A 22,306-nucleotide genomic window follows, 5' to 3' on the forward strand; every position below is an offset into this window, starting at 1 on the left:
CCGATTACGCCCGGTGACCCCAGCGCTCACCGTCCTCGGCGTAGCGGGCGCTCACGATGCGGTTGAACTGGTCGTCGGACAACGAGATGTCTGTCGCGCCGACGTTCTCGTCAAGCTGGTCGACTGTGCGAGCGCCGACGATGGGGACGCAGGTGAACTCTGGCTGTTCGATGAGCCAGCGGAGCGCGACCTGCGCGGGCGTGGCGTCGAGTTCGTCCGCGACAGTACGGAGTTCGTCGAGGACGTGCCAGCCGCGCTCGGAGAGGTAGAAGTCCTCGAAGCGGTCGGACAGCGAGCCCCGCGAGCCTTCCGGCCCTTCGAAGGCCGTCGGGTCGTCGTCGTCCGTGCGCTCGTACTTGCCTGTGAGGAACCCACCGGCCAGCGGCGAGTACGGACAAACGGCGATGTCCTGATCGGCACAGACATCGAGGTAGTCTTTCACGTCGTCGCGGTAGCCAGCGTGGAACAGCGGCTGGGTCACCTCGAAGCGCTCGTAGTCCTCGACATCGCTCTTCCAGAGGGCTTTCGTGAGTTGCCAGGCGGCCATCGTCGACGCGCCGAGATGGTGGACCTTCCCCTCGTGTACGAGGTCGTCGAGCGTCGACAGCGTCTCCTCGATGTCGCTGTGCTTGTCCCAGCGGTGGATGTAGTAGAGGTCGAGATAGTCCGTATCGAGGCGGTCCAGTGTCCCCTCGATCTGTGCGCGGATGTGCTTGCGCCCGAGGCCGGAGTCGTTGGGACCGGGCTCGCCGCGGCCGTCGAAGGGGAAGTACACCTTCGAGGCGATGACGAAGTCCTCGCGGTCGTAGTCATCGAGCCACTCGCCGATGTACTCCTCGCTAGTCCCGTTTGGATTGCCGTAGACGTTGGCGGTGTCGATGAAGTTGATACCTCGCTCCCATGCCGCGTCGAGCAGGTTATGGGCCTCCTCGCGGTCGGTCTCGACGACGCCGCCGGTCTCCCGACCGAAGCGCCACGTGCCGAAACACAGCTGTGAAACCGTCGTTCCGGTCGAACCAAGTCTGGTGTACTCCATATCGGGGCCACGTCGGGCAACCCGAAAAAGGGGCGCGGTCCCGGCGAAGGCTGTCCGGTATCGGCCGCTCACTCGCTCTGTCGCACCCGCGAATCAGAACTGACTGCCAGACGCTCGGACGGCCGCGACGACCAGCCTGGTCACCAGCACGAACGCCACCAGCGAGAGATTCGGGACAGTCAGGCCGAGCACGCGGTACTGAATCTGCGCACAGCTGATCGCGCCGATGCCACAGGTCGTCTGGCTCACCTGCAGCCAGGAGTGGTAGGCCGCGATAGCGGCTCCCGGAACCGCAAGCGGCAGCGCCGTCCGGACGACGCTGGGACGGCGCTCGACAGCAGCGACACCGAGGACGACCACCAGCGGGTACATCAGAATTCGCTGATACCAGCAGAGCCGACAGGGTGTCAGCCCGAGGCCCAGCGAGAGATAGAGGCTGCCGGCCGTCGCAACGGCGGCGACAGCGGTGGCGGCGGCCAACAGGAGTCGGGGCCGATTAGAGACGAATCGGGAGTCAACCACAGGGAGTTCAGTGTCTGCTGGGAGAAAAAGCGTTCCGAGAGTGGCACGCTTTCTCGGCTCCCGGCTAACTCGCCAGCACTCGCTTTTTCAGTCTCCCCGCCGACAGCCAGCGTATGCCCGACGATTCGGACCCCGAGGCGAACCTCGAACAGTGGAAGTCCGCGATGCAGGAGGAACACGCTGAAGCCATCGCAAACCCCGATCCCAACGAATCTCACCAGATCGAGGGCGTGGCACAGGTCACGTACCGGGTGACTTTCGACTACGACGCCGAGGATGACGCGCTCAAACGGGCCAGCGCTGAGGAGGTCGACGATCTGACCGATCCCGAACTGCTCTCCTGTGTGTGCGGCGTTCGCGGGATGACACCCGAGGAAGCCCGGGAGCACATGGCCGCCGCTGTCGAACGAGAATAAGCCGGCCCGAACTACCGACTCAGTCGTGGATGGTCACGCCGCTCTGGTCGACCGAGATGTCGAGCAGGCTGGTCACATCGTAGTCAGTGTCGTCAAGCGCTGAATCGCCCTGTTTCCGGAAGACGACGACGATATCCGAGATGTCCGCCCCGATGTCGTCGAGCGCCTCACAGATGGCGGCCATTGTCCCGCCGGTCGAGAGCAGGTCGTCGACAATGAGCAGGTCGTCGCCCGCCTCAATGTCGTTGATGAACATCTCCGATTCGGAGTAGCCAGTGGTCTTGTGCAGCGGCACCTCGTCGTCGAGGCCGTAGGAGCGCTTGCGGATGACCACGAGCGGGATATCCGTCTGCAGTGAGAGCGCGGTTGCGATGTGGATGCCCATCGCCTCCGGGGCGACGATCTTGTCCACGTCGAGGTCGGCCGCCCGCGTCACACCGACGACGACCTCGCGGAGGAGTTCCGGCTCCAGCATCGGGACGCCGTTGCTGAGCGGGTGGACCAGATAGGAGTATCCATCCTTGTCGATGATCGGGGCCTCGTGTAGCGACTCGCGGAGCTTCTCCATGCCCCCGTTACCTGAAGCGGGACAATAAACTGTTCGAGGCTCCGCCGCGATGTGTGCAACGGTAGCACGCTGTGATTCGGACGGTTCGCGCGAACTGCCCGCCCAGAGGACGGCGTCAATCCGCCGTCGAGGCCGAGCGGTCCTGTTTCGTCTCGAACGGGCTGTCCTCGATGATGTCCCGGGCGGTGTGTTCGCCGCTGATAAGACACATCGGCATCCCGATGCCGGGCGTCGTGTAGGCTCCAGTGTAGTAGAGTCCGTCGAGGCGGGCGCGGTGGCCGGGACGGAGCGGCCCGGTCTGGAACAGGGTATGTGCCAGCCCGAGCGCCGTCCCCTGGGGGTCGCCATAGCGCTCGGCGAACTCGCTGACACACGCCGTCTCTTCGACGACGATGCGGTCGCGGAGGTCCACACCGGTCTGTTCGGCGAGGTCGTCCAGAACGAACTCCCGGTACTCCTCTCGGATGTCGGGGCCGTCGTCCAGCCCCGGCGCGATGGGGACCAGGATGACGACGGTGTGATGGCCGTCGGGCGCGACCGTCTCGTCGGTCTTCGACGTGACCGACAGGTAGTACGCGGGGTCGTCGGGCCACGCCGGGCGGTCGAAGATCTGCTGGAAGTGGTCGTCCCAGTCTGTCGGCAGGACCAGCGAATGGTGGGCGAGTGGGTCCACGTCGCCCTCGACGCCGAGATACAGCATGAACGCCGACGGCGCGTACGTCTGGTCGTCCCAGTGGTCCGGGTCGTGGTCGCGGGCAGCGGGGTCGAGCAGATTCTGCTCGGTGTAGGCGGGATTGGCGTTGCTGACCACGACATCGGAGGTGACGACACCATCCTCGGTGGTCAGTTCGAACGCCCCCGCCTCGCCGGCGATGTGTTGGACTTCAGTTCCAGTCTGGATGTCGACGCCGAGGTCCCGGGCCAGCGACCCGAGGCCGTCGACGACGCCGGCGATGCCGCCCTCCGGGTAGAACACGTTCATGTTCAGGTCGACGTGGCTCATGATGCTGTACAGCGCCGGGGTGTTGTGCGGCGCGCCGCCGAGAAACACCAGCGTGTATTCGAGCAACTGCCGGAGCTTGGGGTGGTCGATGTAGCGGCTGACGTAGTCGTCCATCGAGCCGAACAGTCGGGCCCGCGGCGCAAGCGGGAGCAGGTCGGTGTCGACGTAGTCCCGCAGGCGCTCGCGGCCCTCGTAGACGACCCGGTCCATCGCGAGGTCGTAGTTCTGTTCGGCCCGTTCGAGATACTCGGCCAGCGCGTCGCCGGCTCCATCCTCGTAGGATTCGAACACCTCGTACGCGTTCTCGCGGTTTGGCCGCATCGTCACGCGGTCCCCGTCCTTCCAGAACACCCGGTACTGGGGGTCCAGTCGCTCCAGTTCGTAGTAGTCCGCTGGTTCGCGGTCGAAGTGCTCGAAGAAGCGCTCGAACACGTCGGGCATCAGGTACCACGACGGGCCGGTGTCGAACCGGAAGCCGTCGCGGTCGAGGACGCCCGCGTGGCCGCCGAGGCGGTCGTGGCGTTCGAGCAGTCGCACGTCGGCCCCGGCGTCGGCCAAGTAGCACGCAGCCGAGAGGCCGCCGAAGCCGCCGCCGACGACGGTCACCGTCCGGTCGCTTGGGAGGCCATCACGCATACCCACTGCTAACGACTACGCCTGAAAAAGGGTTCCTCGGATTCCCAGAGCCTCACAACGGATATCTCCCGATTCAAACCACCGATCCGTTCCCAGTTCGCTGGAATCCCGTGCATCGTTTATTGTGAGTATTTCCCTAGGCTCGCGATATGCCCACGACCAGCCTGGGGTCTGTCTGGCAGCGGCATCGAGACACTGACCGCCATCCGTCGCTTTTGCTTTCGCGGGCGAGCCTGCTGGTACTTGCTGTCATTTTCGGTCTCCTCGGCGCTGCCGAGGTCCGAGTTCCGCTCCGGGCACAGATGGTGGTGTACCTCGTCGGGATGGTCGCGCTCAACCTCCCCCATGGCGGGTACGAACACTTCGAGAACCTCCGCCGCCGTCGCCCCTCGTTTCGCTGGCGCTACGTCGCGGTGTATCTGGCGGCCATCGGCGGGTTCGTCGGCCTGTTCCTCACCGCACCAGTCGCCGGCCTCGCGCTGGCGCTGACTGTCGCCATGGCGAAGGGTGGCCTCGGCGGCCTGCAAGTGCTGGAAGCCACGAGCGGCACTGACCACCTGCAGACCCGGTTCCAGCGCGGGCTGGCGGCGGCTGTCCGCGGCGGTGCGGTGATGCTCGTCCCAATCGTGTTCTGGCCGGAGACGTTCCACGCATTCAGTTCGCTGATGGTCGGCCTCGTCGAACCGGGGGCACTCTCGTCGTACGCGGGGTCGTTCGACACAACTCGGCTCGTTATCGGGTCGGGCTACGGGCTCGCTCTGACGGCGCATATCGTGCTGGGCTACGTCCGCGGCGGCGGCCGCTCCTGGCTCGTCGACGCCGGGGAGTCGCTCCTGCTCGCGACATACTTCGCGTTCGTTCCGGTCCTCGTCGCCGTCGGCCTGTACTTCCCGTTCTGGTACTCCGCCCGGCAGGTGGCGCGGACGGCGTCCGTCGAGACAGAGCCGGTCGGCGACGAGCGCTGGGACCTGCTCGGCGGCGCGGACGCCTCGACCGTTGCGCTCCGCGCTTGGGTCGTCCTCGTTGTCGGAGCGCTGGCCACCTTCGGCGTCCTCGTCGCCGTCTACTGGGCGTTCCCGAACCCGCTGGGAACGAGCAATCTGCTCCCCGGCGCGGTGGCGTTCTGGAGTATGTTCATCAGCATCGTCGCACTCCCGCACATCGTCGTCGGGTCGCTCCTTGACCGGGACCGTGGTATCTGGTACGTGCCGTGACAACCCACTCTTCCGAAGGACCGCGACGCCGACCCGCAGATGACTAACTTTCTGTAGCTGGCGGACACCCGGGACAGTATGTCCGAGTTCCGCCCCGTCCCGGTGGCCGACCGCGAAGCCTGCCAGCGGATACTTCAGTACGCGTTCGCGCCTAGCAGGGGACCTGTAATCCCAGACTCAGACGACGACTGGCCGCCGTCGCTGTTCGACCAGCGAGGCCTCTACGACGGTGACACCCTCCGGGCCGTCTGCAAGCTGTATTTCCTCGACACAACTGTTCGCGGCGCGGCGACGACGGTTGGTGGCCTCGGTGCGGTGGCAACGCCGCCAGAGCACCGCGGGCAGGGGTTCGCTGCCGACCTCTGTCGACACGCACTGTCTGAGTACCGCGAATCCGGTGTCGGGCTCGTCACTCTCTGGCCGTTTTCGACGCCGTTCTACCACCGTCTGGGCTGGGGGACGGCGAACACCTATCGCCACTTCGATCTGCCGCCGTCGGCGTTCCCGAACGACGACACTGCCGGACAGCTGGTCCGTCTCGATGCCGACGACTGGGAGCGTCTCCGGCAGGTTGAGTCCGCTGCGGCCGCCGGGACGGCGCTCTCGCTCCATCGCTCGGAGGCGTGGTGGCGCGAGCGGACCCTCGCCGACTGGGACGGCGGCGGCGTTCCGTACTGCTACGGCTACGAACGCGACGGCGACCTCCGTGGGTACCTTGTGTACACCGTCGCGGACGACACCGACCACACGCTCTCGGTTTCGAACTTCGCGGCTGTCGACGAGGAGGCCCGCCGCGCGCTGTTTGCGTTCCTCGGGCATCACGGCGCACAGATCGAGCGCGTCACGCTCCAGCTACCGCCTGACACTGACCTCCTCCATCGCGTCGACGATCCTGGCGCGGTCGACTGCACGGTCGAAACCGGGCCGATGGTTCGGCTCACCGACGTGAGCCACCTCGAACGCCTCGACTGGACCGGGGGCGATCTCAACTGTACGCTCTCGGTCAGTGACCCGCTGCTCGACCGCAACGACGGTCTGTTCCGGCTAGCAGTGAGCGATGGCACCGCGACGGTCGACCCGCGTCCGCCTGCCGACTCAACAGCCGACGCGACCGTCGACATCGCGACCCTCTCTCAGCTGGCCGTTGGTATGCACGGCGTTGCTGCCGCTGAACGGCTGGCTGGTCTGGAGATACACGATGAGGCGGCTCGCGAGCCGCTCGCGGACGTTTTCCAGCCCGAATCCGTCTATCTGGGCGAGTTCTTCTGAGACTGGCTGTAACTGCAACAGGATACTTGCCACTCCGGTAGTGGCGAACTCTCAAAAGACGGACAGCCGACCGCCTGAGAGACACTCACTCAGCCGAGGGCGAGTCGTCAGCGTCGCCCTCAGTGATCTGGATCTTCGATATGCGGGTGCCGTCGACGCTCGTCACCTCGAACACGTATCCGGCCGCTTCGGCGACATCGCCGACTTCCGGGGCGCGGTCGAGCTGACTCAGCACCAGCCCGCCGATGGTTTCGACCGCGTCCCTGTCGAGGTCGACACCGAGGGCCTCGCTGACTGTCGACAGCGGGACACCGCCGTCGGCGTCGTAGCTCCCGTCGCTTTGTTTGCGGATCGCGTGTTCGCGGCCGTCGACGTCGAACTCATCGCGCAGGTCGCCGACGACGGCCTCGACCACGTCCTCGATTGTCGCGATGCCCTCCAGCGACCCCCACTCGTCGATGACCGCGGCCATCTGCCGGCGGTCCTGCCTGAACTGCAACAGGAGGTCGTTGATAGCTGTCGTCTCCGGGACGACCGGTATTTCGCGGGCGATGTCGCCGGCAGTTGCGGTCTCGTTGCCTTCCTCGCCGGCCCGCAGCACGTCTTTGACGTCGATGAATCCGACAATCTGGTCGCTGTCGTCGGTGTCGACTACCGGATAGCGGGTGTGGCCTTCGTCGAGAACGACTCCCCGGATATCCGACAGCGTGGCGTTGGCTGGCACGCTCACAACGTCGGGACCCGGGACCATGACCTCCCGGACGACCGTATCGTCGAGGTCGAACACGCGCTCGATCATGTCGACTTCCGCCGCGTCGATGTTCCCTTCTTCGCCGGACTGGGCCAGCACCCGGCGTATCTCGCGCTCGCCGAGCGTCTCGTCCGTCTCCGAGACTGGCGGGACACCTAGCAATTGTGTAAAGGCGTTGGCCGAGCCGTTGAACACGACGATACCGGGGTAAAACGGGTAGTAAAACAACTTCATCGGCGGCGCAAGCAACAGCGAGAGCCGCTCAGTCCGGGCAATGGCGAACGTCTTCGGCGCGAGTTCGCCGAAGACAACGTGGAGGAACGTGATGATCGTGAACCCGATTGCGAACGCCACAAGGTGGAGAAGGCTCTCGGGCAGTACCGGAGCAAGGACGGGTTCAAGCAGCGCCGCGACGGCTGGCTCACCGACCCATCCCAGTCCCAGCGAGGCGAGCGTAATCCCGAGCTGGGTCACCGCGAGATAGTTGTCTAGGTCCGCCATCACTGCCTGAAGCGAGCCCGCGCCGGCTCGGCCTTCGTCAGCGAGCTGTTCGACCGACGTGCCGCGAACGCGAACGAACGCGAACTCAGCGGCGACGAAAAAGCCGTTCAGTCCCACGAGTACCAGCGCCGCGAGGAGTTGCGCCGCCGAGAGCGCGAGGTTTACCATCGCACCCTCCGGGCGGAGCGCGTCGGCGTGTGCATACACACCCATCCCCCTCACCGTACTAAAACACTGGAATGTCCTCGCCCGTACCGCCCTCGTTTCTCAACGGTACGCGGCGCGAACAGTGTCTGCAATGACACCGGGCTCTCGGTAGTGCTTGCTCACCGGGGGTACCTCACGGTCCAGATCGAGCATCTCGTAGACGGCGGTCATCGCCGACCGGACGGAGTACTCGACGGTGAACACGACGTCTCGTGGCTGTTCGGCGTACTGTCCGAGGAACGCCAGATTGTGCGACCCGTCCGGAACGACGTCGGGCCGGTCACCGGGTTCCCGGGGCTGGAAGTGCGCCGTGATGAACGGCATCATCGCCGGGATGCAGGTCACGTCGTCGAGTATCTCCGGGAGCCGTTCCTCGCACTGCAGGTGGTAACACAGCTCCTGAAGGATCTCGCGGCCGGTACACTCGGACATCGGTTTTTCCACGTAGTTCCCTTCCCGATCCGGGAACAGCGCGTAGCCCCAGAATACCTTCACGTCGTCCGGCTGGTTCGCGAAGTGGGGCTGTGCGGCGACGACCGTCGACAACAGCCAGTTCGACCCGAGGTAAGTGACGAGCCCGTTGCCCGGTTCCTCGTTGGTGAAATCGACGATGTGGTCGAACAGCTCGGTGTTGTGCAGGGTAACGGTGAACGACTCCCATTTCGTCTCCGTGACGTTGTCCGCGAACACCGACGGATTGCCGAACTGTGGGTTGTCCTCGGCGATGGACTTCCACAGCTCCCACGACGCGCCAGTTTCGTTCAGTTCGGGGGCCTCGTCCATCCCGCCGATGGACGAGCCGTCGGTCATCGACCCGTTCGTCACGAACACGAGGTCGGACGGCTCGACGGGGACCGTCTCGGTTCCGCTGTCGGTCTCACAGTAGAGCCGCTCGACGGTACGCCCCGTCCGCGACGGGACGATATCCATATCGGTCACCTCGTGGCCGTACTCGAAGGAGACGCCCCTGTCTTCGAGCCAGCGCCGGAGCGGGAGGATCATCGAGTCGTACTGGTTGTACTTCGTCCGGTCGATACCCTCCATGGTGTGCAGGCGCGGGAACTCTTGGAGGAAGCGGTACATGTACCGTCGGACCTCGGCGACGCTGTGCCACGGCTGGAACGCAAAGATGGTCGCCCAGACGTACCAGAAGTTCGTCTCCAGGAACGACTCGTCGAACCACTCCTCGATGCGCGTGTCACCGAGCCGCGGTTCGGGCGTGATGAGCAACCGAACGATCGACTGTCGGTGCTGACGCGTCAGTCCGTACTCGCCCGCGTCGATCCGTTCGCCCTCGCGCATCAGCCGTGTTTTCGCGTATGAGGGGTGCGCTTCGTTGAACTCGTCCATCACGTCTTTGACCGAGCGCGAGTCGTCTTCGAGCGACGGGATGGACTCGAAGAGGTCCCACGTACATTCGTACGCCGGGTAGTTGAACATCCGACCGCCCCGGATCAGGTACGCCTCGTCCGGGTCGCCAGCGCCGTCCATCGCGCCACCGACGACGTCCAGCTTTTCGTAGACATGGATGTTTTCGCCGGGCATGTTGCCGTCCCGGACGAGGAACGCCGCGCCAGCGAGGGAGGCAATACCGCCCCCGACGAAGTGTGCTTCGCGGTCAGTGACGTGTGGGTGCTGTTGAATCGTCATTTTGGATCACCGTCATGTAGTGCTACGCAAGTCCCAGCCCTAACCGTTGCCAACATATGTACAGCAATTTATAAGAGAGGTCATTTCGCCGAAATAGCCGCGCTCTGGCTAGCCGGCTGTCACTGTTCGGAGCTGGCAATCGTATGGTCGATCAATTGGTCCGTGCCACGACGGAGGCGCTCCGAAATCGCGGACGTGGTCGTGCCGAGTTCCGCTGAAAGTTCCGTCAGGTCTGCCCCACGGGGGACGGCGAAATATCCCAGTCGATGGGCTGCCAGCAGCGCCTCTCGCTGCGGAGCGGTGAGCCCGTAGTTGTCGCCGCCGTGCTCCGTCTCGCAGAGCCGATGCGGACGGAACGCGACACTGCTGGACTGACAGGTGTCCCGGAACGCTTCGAGATCTGTCCGGTCGGCGAACTGCGTGCTCACCTTCCACCCATGCTCGGTCACGAGCGCACCCATCGGATACGTCTGCCGGTCGACGAGTTGGGTGTACATTTCGACGTAATCCGTATTGAGGACGACCCGATACCGGGACTCGACGATATCCGAGTCCATGGCGACGAACTCCACGACTGATTCGTCGCCGAGCAACGCCGATTCGAGCGCGTCCGGTTCGACGCCCGTTGCGGAGAACACGAGTGCTGGCTCGTCGGTCGTGCCGGAGACGACGTTGTCGACGATCAGTCGGGTGTTCAGTTCGGCAGCGACTGCACACAGCGGCATATCTGCGGACTGCAACTCGAATTCACAGATGACGCTCATGTGTGTTTCTCAGCCGAACAAAATAAAGGCATACTGGGAATTCTCACATGCCGAAACCGACCGGCAAGGTCGGGTCAGCGTTCCGGCCGACATATGTAGCAAAGCGCACCCGCGTCACGACCAACACACGTAGCGAACCGGTACAGGAAGCCGTGTGTACGGGACGGCTTCGAGCGTCAGCCGGGGCTGCTCCGTTGTCGGTCAGCGGTCTCGGGATCGCTGGCTCTCGTCGACAGCGACGTCAAACTCGGACAGTAGCGTCTTGAGCTGTTCGGCCTGTCCGCTCAGCGACTTGATGCTGTCGTTAATCTCCGACATCGAGGCCGCCTGCTCCTCTGCGGCGGCGGACACGCTCTGTACCTCATCGGCAGTGGATTCACTGAGGTCAGCGACCTCCTCGGTCATCGACACCGCTTCTTCAGTGCTGGCGGCCTGGTCGTCGGTGGTGTCGCTGATCCCCTGAACGCCGGCGTCTGTTTTGTCGGCGTACTCAGATACTTCTGTGAACGCAGCCATGACCTCTTCGACCGCATCGATTCCTTCTGCCATCGATTCCTCAGCCACTCTGGCTTCGTCGACAGTTGTCTCGGTCTGTGACTGTACGTCTGTGATGAGTTGCTCGATCTCGGTCGCGGAAGCCTGCGTTTCCCCGGCGAGTTCCTTGACCTCGTCGGCCACGACGGCAAACCCTTCGCCGTCTTTGTCGGCACGGGCAGCTTCGATGTTCGCGTTCAGCGCGAGCATATTCGTTTGCTCGGCGATATCAGCGATCAGCTCGACGATGGTGCTGATTTCCGCCATTTGCTCGTCTAACTGTTCAACGTTCTCGACAGTCGTGTCGATTGCCTCCTGTACCCTGCGCGAACTTTCGAGCGCGTCTCTGGCCGTGTCCTCGCCTTCTCGGGCGACGTCAGCGGTCTGATTCGAGTGGTCTGCAACCGAGTCAGCGGACGCAGCCACCTCTTCGATGGCTGCCGAAAGGTCAGTCATCTCTCCTGAGACTGTGTCCAGCATATCGCGTTGCTCGTCGGCGGCAGCCGCGATCTCCTGAACCGATTCGCTGATCTCGCCGCTCGCACGCTCGGCGTCAGCTGCCCCGACTTCAGCCTCCTCGCTGGCGGCTGTGACGGTCTCCGCGAACTCCTGAATGTCGACGATAGTGCGTTCCCACTGTGCGAGCATATCGTTGAACGACGAGGCGATAGCCGCCATCGCCTCGTTGTCGGTCTCGCTTTCGGGCAGACGCCGAGTCAGGTCACCGTCTGCGCACGCTTCCATCACGTCGCTGTATATCTCTGCTTGCTGTTCCAGCTGTCTCTTATACACATCTCTNCTCTTCCTCCGCTTCCTGCTGAGCGTCTGTTGCTTGCTCACGGGCAGCTTCGGTTTCGTCGATTTTCGAGACGAGTGCATCGCGCATACTCCCGATAGACGTGAACAGCTGGCCGATCTCATCTCGGCGAGAGCTCGAAACGTCGACATTGTACTCGCCCTCCTCGATGGCGGTCGCGGCTGCAGAGAGCTGTTGTACCGACGTCGCCGTGTTCCGCCCAATCGTTCCACCGATGACGACCACTCCGCCGAGCGCGATCAGAATGAACGCCAGAATATCAGTCCGGATCTGCTCGCTCAGTGCGAACGCGTTTGCCGCAGGTGTGTGCTTGATGACGACCCAGTTTGTTCCGGGGATGGTCGCGTACGCGGCGACGTAATCGGTGTCAAGCACTGCTTCCTTTGCTGGGGTATTGGTAAAGGTCCCCTGTTCAGTAGCTGTACTGATCTCGGGGATATCAGCCTGTGACTGATTTGGGATGTACGGCTGCCCGACAGCATCGGTGCCGGCGTCGGAGAACAACACCTCAGTCGAACTTGAGGTCGGACGGACAACCTGCGTGAACGTCCCGTCGATACCAGTGCTGAACTGCTTGCTCAGGTCGCTGGCGTCATACTCGACCACGAGTACGTGAGTGAAATCGGCGGCAACACTCATCGAACTAACCACTCGCTTGCCGTTCGCGTTCGTGTACGGGTTCGATGAAACCACTGTGTCGCGGCCGATAGACCGAGTCCGGTCGACCCACGGATGTGCGTCCGATGTGACGCGCGTTCCGCGGAGCGTTTCGTCAGTACTCGCCACAATCCTTGCCTCCCCCGCTGTGCCGACGGTGGGGTCTGCAAGGTGGACGGCAACGACGCGGTCGGCCTGTAGCTCGTCTCCGGCCAGTCTTTCCATGTAGGCCTGCTGGTCCTCGCGCGTCGTGTTGAAACCGAGCAACGGATTGTTTGAGGCGACGAGCACCGGCCGCTCGTTCCGCTCAACCCACTCGTTCAGCAGGCCGGACTCGGCGTTGACCTCCTGCTCAAGCTGTTGTGCTGTGTCGTCTTCGAGTGTGGCAGTTGCGTTCCCCTGCACCCAGAATCCGCCGGCCGCAATGAGTACCACAATTACGAGCAACGCAACAGCGAACTTGACGATGTACGATCGAAGTGGCAGTAGCGCAACGGCTTTCGCTCGCTCCAGCCCTGTCGTGTTCGAGGCCGCTGACTCTGTCGCGTCTGCTGGTTCGTCGTCACCGTCGCCTGAATGTGTTGTAGGTTCGTCCATACTGATTCAGATGAAGTCGTTGGCCTTGAGGTGCTCAACAACCGCCTGCTGGCTGCCGACCTCGGTTGCGTGACTGTTCAGCTCTTGCATCGTTTTCGCGTCGGGAATGGCGTCCGGCATCTTGTTCAGTGCCGACACCACGGCCTCCGTTGCGACGTCCTCGTGAACGACGCCGACCGGGTGGAAAAACGGCCAGAAATTCCGGTCGTCATCGAGGTACACGATATCTTCAACGGTTGTGAGCCACGCGCTGGTGCTGTACCCGAAGCTGAGATCAGCGTAGCCTTCGTCGACGGCCGTGCCAGCCGCCTGTGCCGACGCCGCCTCGATGAACTCCTGTTCTGCCTCCCAGCGCTCCACGTGCTCGCTCTCAAATCCGTAGTACTCGAGCAAGGCATCGAAACCGTCGCTACGATCCCTGAATCCGTCGCCAAACGCCGGTTGGATATCGTAGTTTCCGTCGTTGACGTAGCCGGCGAGGTCACTGATTGTCTCGATACTGGTCCCTTCGATAGCGTCCTCGCGGATGAACACGGCCCACGTGTTCTGCCAGTCTGCGCGGTCAAGGATCCGAATCGGATGTTCTGATTCCATCTCGGACTTTAACGCGGTGTACTGCTCGTCTGGCGTCTCGAAGGTCGCTTCGTCGTGCTGGGGCGGGTGCGCAGCCCACAGCGACCCCATGTAATCGTAGTACGCGTGGATGTCGCCGGCCTGATAGGCCTCGGCGTGTGCAGCGTTCCCACCGAAGCCGGTTTCATCTACGAGACTCACACCCGTGTTGTTGGCGAGCAATTCATAGGCGATGTACCCAAGATTCAATTGCTCTGTGTATCCTTTCGAACTGACAACGACTGATTGGGAGCTGTTGGTTGACCCGGCCGCTCCGTTCCCACCTTCGGCTGTACTTGATTCAGCGTCTCCACCACTCGAACAGCCACCCAGTGTGGCCGCTCCGCCCGCCGCGAGCATTCCAAGCACTCGCCGCCGGCTTCCAGTCCACGACTGCTGTCTTTCATCTTCCATTGCTCAATCTGTAGCTAATGATCGGGAAAAAGCCGTTGCCGAGAATATCAGCAGTGATACTAGAACAATAAAACCGTGTATAATTTAGCTTCTAATCCCGATAAATGCTCATAGAGAGCAGTTCTACAGGAAGGTGGTCACAGTGGCTGTCGTTCTAGATACGTCTCATGTCGGTGGCAACTGAGCTCTAGAGTTACCTGCGGAGAATCGTCCTCAATCACAGCTAGGAGGAGAAGAGCCTCTGTACTCGCGACTTACGATTATCCATAGTGGCTGTGTTTAGCGCGGCTATAGATGCCGTTCGATCTGTAATCCGTTCCCCCCTCTTGTTACTCTTCTCGTCTGTTCTCTGAGGTTTGAGTGACCAACATCGCTGGCTCTGACCGAAGGTAGTGAGGCCGTCCTCTCTACGTTCTGTGAGGACGTGCTGTGCAATCTCAAGACGTATATCTTGCATTCACCCGCTTTTGTGGGAGGCCTGCTGTGTGAATCTGAGAGGTACCTTTTGGATGTGCAATTCGTACAGTTGCAAAGAGATGCCGAGCTTCACACTCGTGCTTGCTCTGTGAGTCTCTATATCTCTTGACAGTATGGCACATGGCTGGATAAAAAATATATAATCAGGTCTACAGATGCCAGCCGTGCCTGAGTTCCTTACTCCACCCCCTGTCGAACCCGGTGATCAGGTCGCGGTTGTTGCGCCGGCATCAAACGCACCCGAGTCTGCACGGTTCATCTACGAACTCGGCCTTGAGCGAATGCGCGAGGTTTTTGATCTTGATCCGGTTGAGTATCCGACCGCGACCGCCGACCCGGAGTGGCTTGCGGACAATCCAGAGGCGCGCGCCGAAGAGGTCATGAACGCCTTCCGGGACCCAGACATCTCGGCCGTGATCGCTAATATCGGAGGCCACGACCAGATCACGATGCTCCCGTATCTCGATGGGGACGTACTCCGCGAATACCCGACTCGATTCTACGGGTACTCAGACAACACGAATCTGGCTCTGTTTCTCTGGAACCACGGGATCATCTCGTACTACGGCGGCTCTACCCTGCTCGAATACGCGATGGATGGCGAGATGTTTGACTACACCAAAGAGTACCTGCGGCGTGCGCTTTTCGAGGATTCTGTCGGCGAGTGGACCGAAGCGGACGTGTTTACTGATGAGTCCGGCAACTGGGAAGATCCGGAGTCAGTCAAAACCACGCGCGAAATCGAACACTCTGATGGCCGAATCTGGCGTGGTGGTGAAGAGACTGTCTCGGGTCGAATCTGGGGCGGCTGTTATGCAGTCCTCGTTGAGCAGTTCCTCACCGACCGCTACCTGCCTGCTCCCAAGGCACTGAATGGCACTGTGCTTGCGTTGGAGACGAGCGAACTGATCCCTGACCCGGCTGTCGTCGGTGCGAACCTCCGGGCACTCGGCGAACGGGGTCTTCTCGAACGATTCGACGGTATGCTTGTCGGACGCGCCTGTGCCCGCTCACACGCTGAAGAGAACCCACGAGACTGGCGGGCGGAATATCGAGAGCGCCAGCGCGACACGATTGCTGACATCCTCGAAACGTACAATCCGAACGCACCTGTTGTCTTCAATTGCGAGTTCGGACACACGTACCCGACGTGTCCTATTCCAATCGGCGGTGAGGTCGAAATAGAACCCGCAACCAAATCCATTCGCTTTCCTTGATTCACGGCAGGTTAGAATCCTGTCGGCCGCTCGCTTGTTAGCAGTGGGGTTCGATAGCTACTAGCCACGAGATGACAACTGAGATTAGATGCCAGATAGAGTCTCTATCCCTTGATTGGTTTCTCTGGCGTTCGTTCACTTCTCCTCGCAAATGTGTGAACAGAAAGCTGGCCTCGGCACTCACGACTCACAATCTATCCATAGTGAATGTGTTTAGCGCGGCTATAGACGCCGCTCAATCCGTAATCTGTTACTCTCTCTTGCTACTCTTCCCGCATGTGCTCCAGAATCTGGAAGAAGCGGAACGCGGGTTCATCGAAACCCTTCTTCGTTTCTGATGCCCGGTCACGGAGTTCATTCACCCGTTTGGTGTACTCGCCGTTGATGATGAGTTCAACTGACTCGTCATAGTCGCTCTCGAACTGCTGCGTCAACTCTTCTAGACCTTCGGTTAGATGGCCCTCGGACACATACGGCGACCAGAACTGAAACTTGTACTCCTCAGCATCGTCGAAAACGCCGGTGACTAAGTCGTAGTCCTCCTCGAACTTGTGGAAGATACGTTCGAGCGAATGTTGATAACTCGGATTTCCGTATTTGCTCCACCATCCTTCCTCATCTGGAGTGCCAGAATATAATCCCCCTCGAATATGCGTGACCACCTCGCAGGCATAGACGGTCTGTTTCCCGTTTGTTGACTTGACTCCGAGCACGTCAAGTTCCATCTGTCTGCCCGCCTCTTTCGACCGTTGATTGTACGAGACGAGTTCGCAGTCGTTGATAACCCGAAGGTATGCCCCGACAATTAGCTCGCCAATCTGTGTCTGAATCATGATTCCTCGGTGGAGGGCACGAGTCGTTCACGCAACTCCTCGATATAGCCTGAATCAGGATTCAGTCGATACTCAGTCCCTCTTCCGGTTGTTCTGTAATTAACAAGATTCCATGTGAAGCCATTGCTGTATTTGCGAGTGAACCCTGAGAGGATGCCGGAAACCGCTCGACTTCCGCCCGACGAGAGGTCATATTCGTTCTCCATCCGCTGCCGTATTTCCTGATTCACAATCCAATCATTCTCTTCGAGCAGTACCCGAATGAATGCCTCCTGTCGGTTCGTTAACCGCCTGAAGAAACTGTCTGGGAGACTATCATATTCTACATCATCAGAGCCTTCGTCGGTACTCGACCCACCCGACGGCTGTGGCTCAGACGCAATCCCCCATTCGTCAAGCGCAAAGTCGATTATTTGTTGTTCTCTCTCCTCGATTTCGTCCCGTCCGAACTGCTCATACGTTGCTAATATCTGTTGCACTCGGAGTACGGATGATTTGTACTCTTTCTCTCTACGTCCTTCTGCATTTTTCTTTTCTGTGAACGGAAGGTCGGATAGGGATTTGTTCCAGTACGAACTGGCAATCGTGAGGTTCCCCAGTCGATGGATGTTGTCTTCGAAATCCTCCCGGAGGTTTTCGGGGATGTGCTCCTCATCAAGTTCACGAGCAAGAATATGTTCGACCTCGAAATCCGTCGAGAGAATTCGTTCGAGGTCAGGCTGAGCCTCTTCATGCATATCGACGCCGAGTTGCTCTCCGTAGTGGTGCAGTAGATACCGGATATCCTGGCTGGACATTGAATCATAGAATTCAGGGTCTCGAAGATTTCGCTCGAACCGGTCGTCATCAGTATAGATGCGAGTAATAGAGTCGAGACGACTGAGCACGTCCTCGAACAAATAGGAGTCGTCTGAGTGAATTGAATGAGCGAGGCGAACTAACTTCCCCCGTCCCGTATCAGCCCGCCTGCCATCGGTTGCATAGACGCGGAAGACGAGTGTTTCGCAGGCTCGAACGATATCCGCCATCTTATCGGGTTCATCGTCACCGTACTCCATCTGTGCCGCCATCAGGACGGGAAGAACGTTCGCAACCCTGCCAAGTGAGAGCAAGCGGTTTAGTGCGAATTCGACTTCATCAGGACGTTGCGAGGGATTGAACAGCGCAGCAAACACTGATGCTGCTTCACGAAGGTTCTGTGTGTACTCATCAATCTCCTGCTGAACGGCATCGTACTCGCCGTTCCGGTATCCCTCTCGAAGTCTGTCTTTGAGCGTATCGAGACTGTTGAAGTACTCGTCAGAGTCGTACCCGTCATAGATTCCCCAGTGAAACCGTTGAACGCTGTCTTCGTCGAAATCACTCACCCGGTCATGCCCGTTAGATAGGACGAACAGCTCGCGGTAGATGCTCCCGAAACGCTGCTTGATTTTGGTTTCGAGAGCACCCCGATTGCTGGAGCGGTCGTCCATATACATCAGGAAGCTTTTGGTTTTATCGAGTGACGACAGCGGTTTCCCCCGGTCATTCAGGCTCTCGAAAATCGATGCTGCCTCAGAGTCACTGTCTATCTCTACGACGTTGATTTTGCAGTCGTACCGCAGGCGCTCCGATATCTCTCGAACAGGCAGGTCTTCAAATTCTGACTCGAAATACTCCTTGGCGTATTCGAGACGCTCCTGTGACGGAGTTTCGCACTCTAAACTCGCAGTACCGAACAGGCTGTCTCGGAAGAACTCCCCGTCCTGGTCCTGCGGCATCAGCCGGGGGCGCTCGTCAACAGGGAATATCAGGTTGTCCTCCGACACCGTCTCGTCAACCACGTCATCAAACTGCGCGGCGACGTGTAGGAGGATGAGCGCGGTCGTCAATCGCTGTTGACCGTCAACAACGTCATACACGTCGAAGCGCCTGCCTCGGTCTGTTTGATACTGCTCGTCCTTCTTGTCGAGGATGATGTTCCCGAAGAAGTGGTTGGACTCCTCGGGGAGATATCGAAGGTCGTCAATCAGGTCTTCTAACTGCGGTTCCTCCCACGAGTAGCTGCGTTGGTACGACGGTATATCGAAGAATCCATCCTGATACAAGGAGGCAAGCGTCTCGGTACGAGTTTGCATACTTCTCTCATCAGGTGATTGTCCGTTATTTCTTACGACAGCATCAGTTCGCCAGCATTGCCACGGTCAACACATGGGACGTATCTATCCACAATGCCTAGGACCGTCCAGTTGTAAGTGTCTGTTGTGAGATACGAATGAGTGACGAAGAGCCACAGCAGACCGAATGGGAGGACGAGGTCGGCCTGTCCGAAGAAACGACTTATGTCGCCCTCTACCCGAGTCGTAAGCACGCAGAGGAGTGGATGGAAGAGGCCGAGGAGCAGGGCTACGGGAGTCGGTCAAAGTACCTATATGAACTGATACAAGAGGCCCGCGCTGCTCGTCAAGAGGGGTTCCTTGCGTACAGTCAGAACGAGTCGAAGGTCGAAGAACTGCAACTCAAAGTCGAGCAGTTACAGGACGACCTCGAAGACGCTCGTAACTCCGAACCCGGTGAAATCGATATCGAACACGAGGAGTTCGTTACCACGTTCCTCACCGACCGCTACCAGGAGTTCGAAACCATCCTTAAGGATGTGACGGGGAGCGGCGTTCTTACGGGTATCGTCAAAGACGCTGTCGAGGAGCAACTATTCGACCTCGCGGAAGAGGGCAAGGTCGAGTACAAGCAGGGGTATGGTTGGCGACTCGCTCATGATGACGCTGACGCGGAGGTGGTCGAGGCATGACGGGCAGTACCCGCGAGAAGATTTACGAGAACGAGCACGCCGCGGTCAACGACTTCATCGAGCGCAAGCAGGCGATGGGGCGCAGTCGCCGGACGCTCAACGCTTACTCTCGGACGCTGAAATCGTTCTTCCACGAGGAGTTCCCCGACCTCGCGCCCGAAGACGTCGAAGTGCGCCACATCGAGGACTACGTCGGGAAGCTCGCCGCCCGCGACCTCTCACAGAACACGAAGCGCAGATACCTCGAATCGCTGTCGTCGTTCTACGGGTGGGCGATGAAACGCCCGCGCTTTGAGAACATCACCGGCAATCCCGCTGCGGTCGTCCTCGAAGAAATCCCGCAGAAGTATCGCCAGCGTCCCGACTGTGCGACGTGGGAGAACGCGAAGAACATCGTCCATAACATCGCCGACCCGCGGAACAAGGCGATTACCGTCATCCTCGCCAAGACGGGTTGCCGGATTCGGGAGGCGCTCGAAATCGAACGGGACGATTTGATGCTTGACGAGGGATTCATTCGCCTCCGTGAGCGCAAGGGTGGCAGTCAGACGGTCGTCCCGGTCGACGAGGAGGTGAAGCACGCCATCAAGCGGTATCGCCTCGTTCGCCCGGACAACGACTCCGAGTACCTGTTCCTAAGCATTCAGGGCAATCGCATGCAGACGACGCAGGTGCAGCGAGCCGTTCGTGACGCTGCGGTCAGAGCAGGCGTGATGGATGAGGGCGAAACGCGGTTCCACAAGAAATTCACTCCTCACACGTTTCGGACGGTATTCACGACGCTAATGCGCAACAACGAGATGCCCGACCACATATTGCAGTACATCAGGGGCGATTCAAATTCTCGCACAATGGATTTATATACTCGTGTTGACAGGTATGATGCCCAACGCTCGTATCTGGAGTGCATCGAGTCACTCGACCTCTAACTTCGCCTCGTAGAGCAATACGGGGAGACGCAAAGAGACGCGGTCGTGAAGCCGGTCGATAGGGCAGGTCCCTGTTTTCCATCAGTTGAGCACTGGACCGAGAGAGTCGTCGAGCGTCTTCGGTCTGAGGTAACTGGTGATTCTGGTGGGACGACCTTCGGCAAAATTTTGCGTGATGTACTCACAATACCTGCTAGTCTCCGATATCCACACTCGTCGCCGTGCCTGCTTTCGAGTCTGCGACGATACGCGCAACGCTCTCCCCGTTCGTCGCCCCGGCCCCCACGATGGGACAAATAACACCCGAATCCCGAGAGCGTCGAGTCTGCTGTCAGCTCTGCGGTCAGGGGATTCGCTATAACAAAATCGTCTAACACCACAGGTAGGATGACAGAAAATTGACTGCTGAATCGCCATGCATCGACGAACATACATTCGTGCTGCTGTGAGCGCCGGAGTTCTCGTAGTCGCCGGGTGTTCCAGCAATGACGACGACAGTACGAACGACGAACAGGCAACTACGACGCCCACACCAACAGAAACGCCGACCCCGGAACGTGAGACGCTCGTTGACGAGACGCTGTACTACCGGGAACGGTATCCGTTCGACTTGCAAGCGGGACAGCGACTCGTGATTACCGTAGACGTAGAGCGTGGTGGGCCTGTGGTTGTGGACGTAGCGGATGCCGAAGCGGGGGAATCGCTGTTCAGTGACCGCGTTGAGACGCAGGAGACGTTTGAGGTCGACTTACAGAGCACTGGGACGCACTACGTTACCTTCCAGAACGTCTCGGAGGCGAGCATCGAAATCGTCCTCGTAGAAGCTACCGACTGACTCTCCGCCCCTTCGATTCCGAAATCACATCGACCGTCGAGATGAACACTCTCCTTCTCGCTGCGTGGCCTGTCTGAGCACTAGTACGATACTTCATTATGACGTACCGTACACAGCCTCCGAGGGCTACGACCGTGCCTTGTTGCCCAATCTAAATCCACTTCCACTGACTATGGTATGGCTGGATGCGTCGAGATTGACTTCGTACTGAAGTTATAATATATTTGAAAACGGGGACGAAGACAGGATACCAGCAAAAATTTCTCTTTTCGGTCCAGAAACGCACCCGTTTTTAGCCAGTCAGGTACAGAACCCTTAATCCCCGATTGATTTGCGTGGAGCTTCGATGGTTCAGTCGGTGATGGCAGTTCGTAGGAAGGCTCCACAGGAGCCCGCAATGAGTGAAATACACTCCGACGACGGACGCACAGTAGAAAAGCTCGGTCGAGAGCCTTGGGTCCAGATTGACTGGGCCGAATTATTTGAGCGGACTGCCGGAAAAGAGAATCTCCCGCTCTCAACCCAAACGCTGGCCCAAGTGCTTAGCGCCCGGTACGACTGCACTCCGGGACTTGCCAGAGAAGTCCTACAACTGGCCGTCAATCACGGAGAACTTCTGAGTCTTGAAGTTACTATAGGTGATATGTCTTGGACCTATTATTTCAATAGAACATCTCCCTCTGGGAGTCGTTCTATCGAACTGATTGTCTCCACCCGTGATTTCTATGACACTCCCTCCGATTTCGTTCCGGAGACTATCTCTAAGGAGAATCTGAAGTCGAAATACGAAGGGATTTACTCTCACGCTGATACTACTCTCTTTGACCGTGTAATTAATTCACTGGAATATATGATTCCTCTTTTGGTAGATGGAGACGAGGTACGTCTCCATCCCGCTCTCACCAGGTATGTACTCCTGCGGAGGTCGCACGAGGCGATATCTGACGCGATAGCGCCATGCGATACTGCTGAAGAGGGGCCAGCGTTCGAGCGTGTCCTCGGAGAGCTGGGAAAATATAGCGAAGCTAAAAACGAGCTTACGCGACGTTGAAGCCGCTC

General features: G+C 59.9%; 20 protein-coding genes. 8 read left to right on the plus strand and 12 right to left on the minus strand.

The window, feature by feature from the left end; translation table 11 throughout:
* Positions 1–4: 4 nt before the first annotated feature.
* Both C443_RS16150 and C443_RS16155 read right to left on the minus strand, forming a co-directional pair.
* Positions 5–1,036 carry an aldo/keto reductase gene (locus tag C443_RS16150; RefSeq protein WP_005537706.1) on the minus strand — a complete coding sequence of 344 codons (1,032 nt, stop codon included), beginning with the start codon at positions 1,034–1,036 and terminating at the stop codon, positions 5–7.
* 93 nt (positions 1,037–1,129) lie between these two features.
* Positions 1,130–1,558: a disulfide bond formation protein B gene (locus tag C443_RS16155; RefSeq protein ID WP_005537709.1), complete on the minus strand. Its 429-nt coding sequence runs from the start codon at positions 1,556–1,558 to the stop codon at positions 1,130–1,132.
* Positions 1,559–1,671: 113 nt separating this feature from the next.
* Between C443_RS16155 and C443_RS16160 the strand changes: the two genes are divergently transcribed.
* Positions 1,672–1,974 carry a hypothetical protein gene (locus C443_RS16160; protein WP_005537710.1) on the plus strand — a complete coding sequence of 101 codons (303 nt, stop codon included), beginning with the start codon at positions 1,672–1,674 and terminating at the stop codon, positions 1,972–1,974.
* A gap of 19 nt (positions 1,975–1,993) precedes the next feature.
* Here the strand turns inward: C443_RS16160 and hpt are convergent, their stop codons facing one another.
* Both hpt and C443_RS16170 read right to left on the minus strand, forming a co-directional pair.
* Positions 1,994–2,542, minus strand: a complete 549-nt coding sequence (gene hpt, locus C443_RS16165; RefSeq protein WP_005537711.1) for a hypoxanthine/guanine phosphoribosyltransferase — start codon at positions 2,540–2,542, stop codon at positions 1,994–1,996.
* A 115-nt stretch (positions 2,543–2,657) separates the two neighbouring features.
* Positions 2,658–4,181, minus strand: a complete 1,524-nt coding sequence (locus tag C443_RS16170) for a phytoene desaturase family protein (protein ID WP_005537712.1) — start codon at positions 4,179–4,181, stop codon at positions 2,658–2,660.
* Between the two features lie 149 nt (positions 4,182–4,330).
* On the opposite strand from C443_RS16170, the gene C443_RS16175 reads away from it, so the two are divergent.
* Both C443_RS16175 and C443_RS16180 read left to right on the plus strand, forming a co-directional pair.
* Positions 4,331–5,395: a Brp/Blh family beta-carotene 15,15'-dioxygenase gene (locus tag C443_RS16175; RefSeq protein WP_049944103.1), complete on the plus strand. Its 1,065-nt coding sequence runs from the start codon at positions 4,331–4,333 to the stop codon at positions 5,393–5,395.
* 78 nt (positions 5,396–5,473) lie between these two features.
* Positions 5,474–6,664, plus strand: coding sequence for a GNAT family N-acetyltransferase (locus tag C443_RS16180; protein WP_005537714.1), 1,191 nt, complete (start codon positions 5,474–5,476; stop codon positions 6,662–6,664).
* Positions 6,665–6,749: 85 nt separating this feature from the next.
* Here C443_RS16180 and C443_RS16185 read toward each other — a convergent pair whose 3' ends face one another.
* The 6 genes from C443_RS16185 to C443_RS16205 all read right to left on the minus strand — a co-directional run bounded on the left by C443_RS16185 (position 6,750) and on the right by C443_RS16205 (position 14,168).
* The gene (locus C443_RS16185; RefSeq protein WP_005537715.1) at positions 6,750–8,129 is read right to left on the minus strand and encodes a hemolysin family protein; all 1,380 of its coding nucleotides are present in this window, start codon (positions 8,127–8,129) and stop codon (positions 6,750–6,752) included.
* Positions 8,130–8,183: 54 nt separating this feature from the next.
* Positions 8,184–9,773 carry an oleate hydratase gene (locus C443_RS16190; RefSeq protein WP_005537716.1) on the minus strand — a complete coding sequence of 530 codons (1,590 nt, stop codon included), beginning with the start codon at positions 9,771–9,773 and terminating at the stop codon, positions 8,184–8,186.
* Positions 9,774–9,892: 119 nt separating this feature from the next.
* Positions 9,893–10,537: a helix-turn-helix domain-containing protein gene (locus C443_RS16195; protein WP_005537717.1), complete on the minus strand. Its 645-nt coding sequence runs from the start codon at positions 10,535–10,537 to the stop codon at positions 9,893–9,895.
* A gap of 201 nt (positions 10,538–10,738) precedes the next feature.
* On the minus strand, positions 10,739–11,863 hold the full coding sequence (locus tag C443_RS22205; protein WP_318249597.1) for a methyl-accepting chemotaxis protein: 1,125 nt from the start codon (positions 11,861–11,863) through the stop codon (positions 10,739–10,741).
* Complete coding sequence (locus tag C443_RS22210; RefSeq protein ID WP_318249598.1) at positions 11,856–13,142, minus strand: cache domain-containing protein; 1,287 nt, start codon at positions 13,140–13,142, stop codon at positions 11,856–11,858. Before C443_RS22210 ends, C443_RS22205 begins: the two co-directional genes overlap by 8 nt.
* Before the next feature lie 6 nt (positions 13,143–13,148).
* Positions 13,149–14,168, minus strand: coding sequence for a glycine betaine ABC transporter substrate-binding protein (locus tag C443_RS16205; RefSeq protein ID WP_229727305.1), 1,020 nt, complete (start codon positions 14,166–14,168; stop codon positions 13,149–13,151).
* Positions 14,169–14,800: 632 nt separating this feature from the next.
* Here C443_RS16205 and C443_RS16210 point away from each other — a divergent pair.
* Positions 14,801–15,862: a S66 family peptidase gene (locus C443_RS16210; protein ID WP_005537720.1), complete on the plus strand. Its 1,062-nt coding sequence runs from the start codon at positions 14,801–14,803 to the stop codon at positions 15,860–15,862.
* Between the two features lie 263 nt (positions 15,863–16,125).
* On the opposite strand, the gene C443_RS16215 is transcribed toward C443_RS16210, so the two are convergent.
* Both C443_RS16215 and C443_RS16220 read right to left on the minus strand, forming a co-directional pair.
* Complete coding sequence (locus C443_RS16215; protein ID WP_005537721.1) at positions 16,126–16,695, minus strand: hypothetical protein; 570 nt, start codon at positions 16,693–16,695, stop codon at positions 16,126–16,128.
* Complete coding sequence (locus C443_RS16220; protein ID WP_005537722.1) at positions 16,692–18,812, minus strand: DUF262 domain-containing protein; 2,121 nt, start codon at positions 18,810–18,812, stop codon at positions 16,692–16,694. Before C443_RS16220 ends, C443_RS16215 begins: the two co-directional genes overlap by 4 nt.
* Positions 18,813–18,949: 137 nt before the next feature.
* On the opposite strand from C443_RS16220, the gene C443_RS16225 reads away from it, so the two are divergent.
* The 4 genes from C443_RS16225 (at position 18,950) to C443_RS16240 (ending at position 22,298) form a co-directional block, all read left to right on the plus strand.
* Positions 18,950–19,483 carry a hypothetical protein gene (locus C443_RS16225; RefSeq protein WP_005537723.1) on the plus strand — a complete coding sequence of 178 codons (534 nt, stop codon included), beginning with the start codon at positions 18,950–18,952 and terminating at the stop codon, positions 19,481–19,483.
* Complete coding sequence (locus C443_RS16230) at positions 19,480–20,412, plus strand: tyrosine-type recombinase/integrase (RefSeq protein ID WP_005537724.1); 933 nt, start codon at positions 19,480–19,482, stop codon at positions 20,410–20,412. The genes C443_RS16225 and C443_RS16230 overlap by 4 nt, the downstream gene beginning before the upstream one ends.
* A gap of 445 nt (positions 20,413–20,857) precedes the next feature.
* Positions 20,858–21,247: a hypothetical protein gene (locus C443_RS16235; RefSeq protein WP_049944104.1), complete on the plus strand. Its 390-nt coding sequence runs from the start codon at positions 20,858–20,860 to the stop codon at positions 21,245–21,247.
* Between the two features lie 346 nt (positions 21,248–21,593).
* Entirely contained in the window at positions 21,594–22,298 is a 705-nt protein-coding gene (locus C443_RS16240; RefSeq protein ID WP_152423057.1) for a hypothetical protein, read from the plus strand.
* Positions 22,299–22,306 lie beyond the last annotated feature (8 nt).

Origin of the sequence: Haloarcula argentinensis DSM 12282 (genome assembly GCA_000336895.1) — an archaeon.
Lineage (GTDB): Archaea > Halobacteriota > Halobacteria > Halobacteriales > Haloarculaceae > Haloarcula > Haloarcula argentinensis.

Coding starts and splice junctions, on each gene's coding strand:
- C443_RS16175 (WP_049944103.1), top strand. CDS start 4,331: ATGCCCACGACCAGCCTGGGGTCTGTCTGGCAGCGGCATCGAGACACT.
- C443_RS16170 (WP_005537712.1), bottom strand. CDS start 4,181: ATGCGTGATGGCCTCCCAAGCGACCGGACGGTGACCGTCGTCGGCGGC.
- C443_RS16160 (WP_005537710.1), top strand. CDS start 1,672: ATGCCCGACGATTCGGACCCCGAGGCGAACCTCGAACAGTGGAAGTCC.
- C443_RS16230 (WP_005537724.1), top strand. CDS start 19,480: ATGACGGGCAGTACCCGCGAGAAGATTTACGAGAACGAGCACGCCGCG.
- C443_RS16150 (WP_005537706.1), bottom strand. CDS start 1,036: ATGGAGTACACCAGACTTGGTTCGACCGGAACGACGGTTTCACAGCTG.
- C443_RS16210 (WP_005537720.1), top strand. CDS start 14,801: ATGCCAGCCGTGCCTGAGTTCCTTACTCCACCCCCTGTCGAACCCGGT.
- C443_RS16240 (WP_152423057.1), top strand. CDS start 21,594: ATGGTTCAGTCGGTGATGGCAGTTCGTAGGAAGGCTCCACAGGAGCCC.
- C443_RS16190 (WP_005537716.1), bottom strand. CDS start 9,773: ATGACGATTCAACAGCACCCACACGTCACTGACCGCGAAGCACACTTC.
- C443_RS16205 (WP_229727305.1), bottom strand. CDS start 14,168: ATGGAAGATGAAAGACAGCAGTCGTGGACTGGAAGCCGGCGGCGAGTG.
- C443_RS16215 (WP_005537721.1), bottom strand. CDS start 16,695: ATGATTCAGACACAGATTGGCGAGCTAATTGTCGGGGCATACCTTCGG.
- hpt (WP_005537711.1), bottom strand. CDS start 2,542: ATGGAGAAGCTCCGCGAGTCGCTACACGAGGCCCCGATCATCGACAAG.
- C443_RS16180 (WP_005537714.1), top strand. CDS start 5,474: ATGTCCGAGTTCCGCCCCGTCCCGGTGGCCGACCGCGAAGCCTGCCAG.
- C443_RS16195 (WP_005537717.1), bottom strand. CDS start 10,537: ATGAGCGTCATCTGTGAATTCGAGTTGCAGTCCGCAGATATGCCGCTG.
- C443_RS16225 (WP_005537723.1), top strand. CDS start 18,950: ATGAGTGACGAAGAGCCACAGCAGACCGAATGGGAGGACGAGGTCGGC.
- C443_RS16185 (WP_005537715.1), bottom strand. CDS start 8,129: ATGGGTGTGTATGCACACGCCGACGCGCTCCGCCCGGAGGGTGCGATG.
- C443_RS16220 (WP_005537722.1), bottom strand. CDS start 18,812: ATGCAAACTCGTACCGAGACGCTTGCCTCCTTGTATCAGGATGGATTC.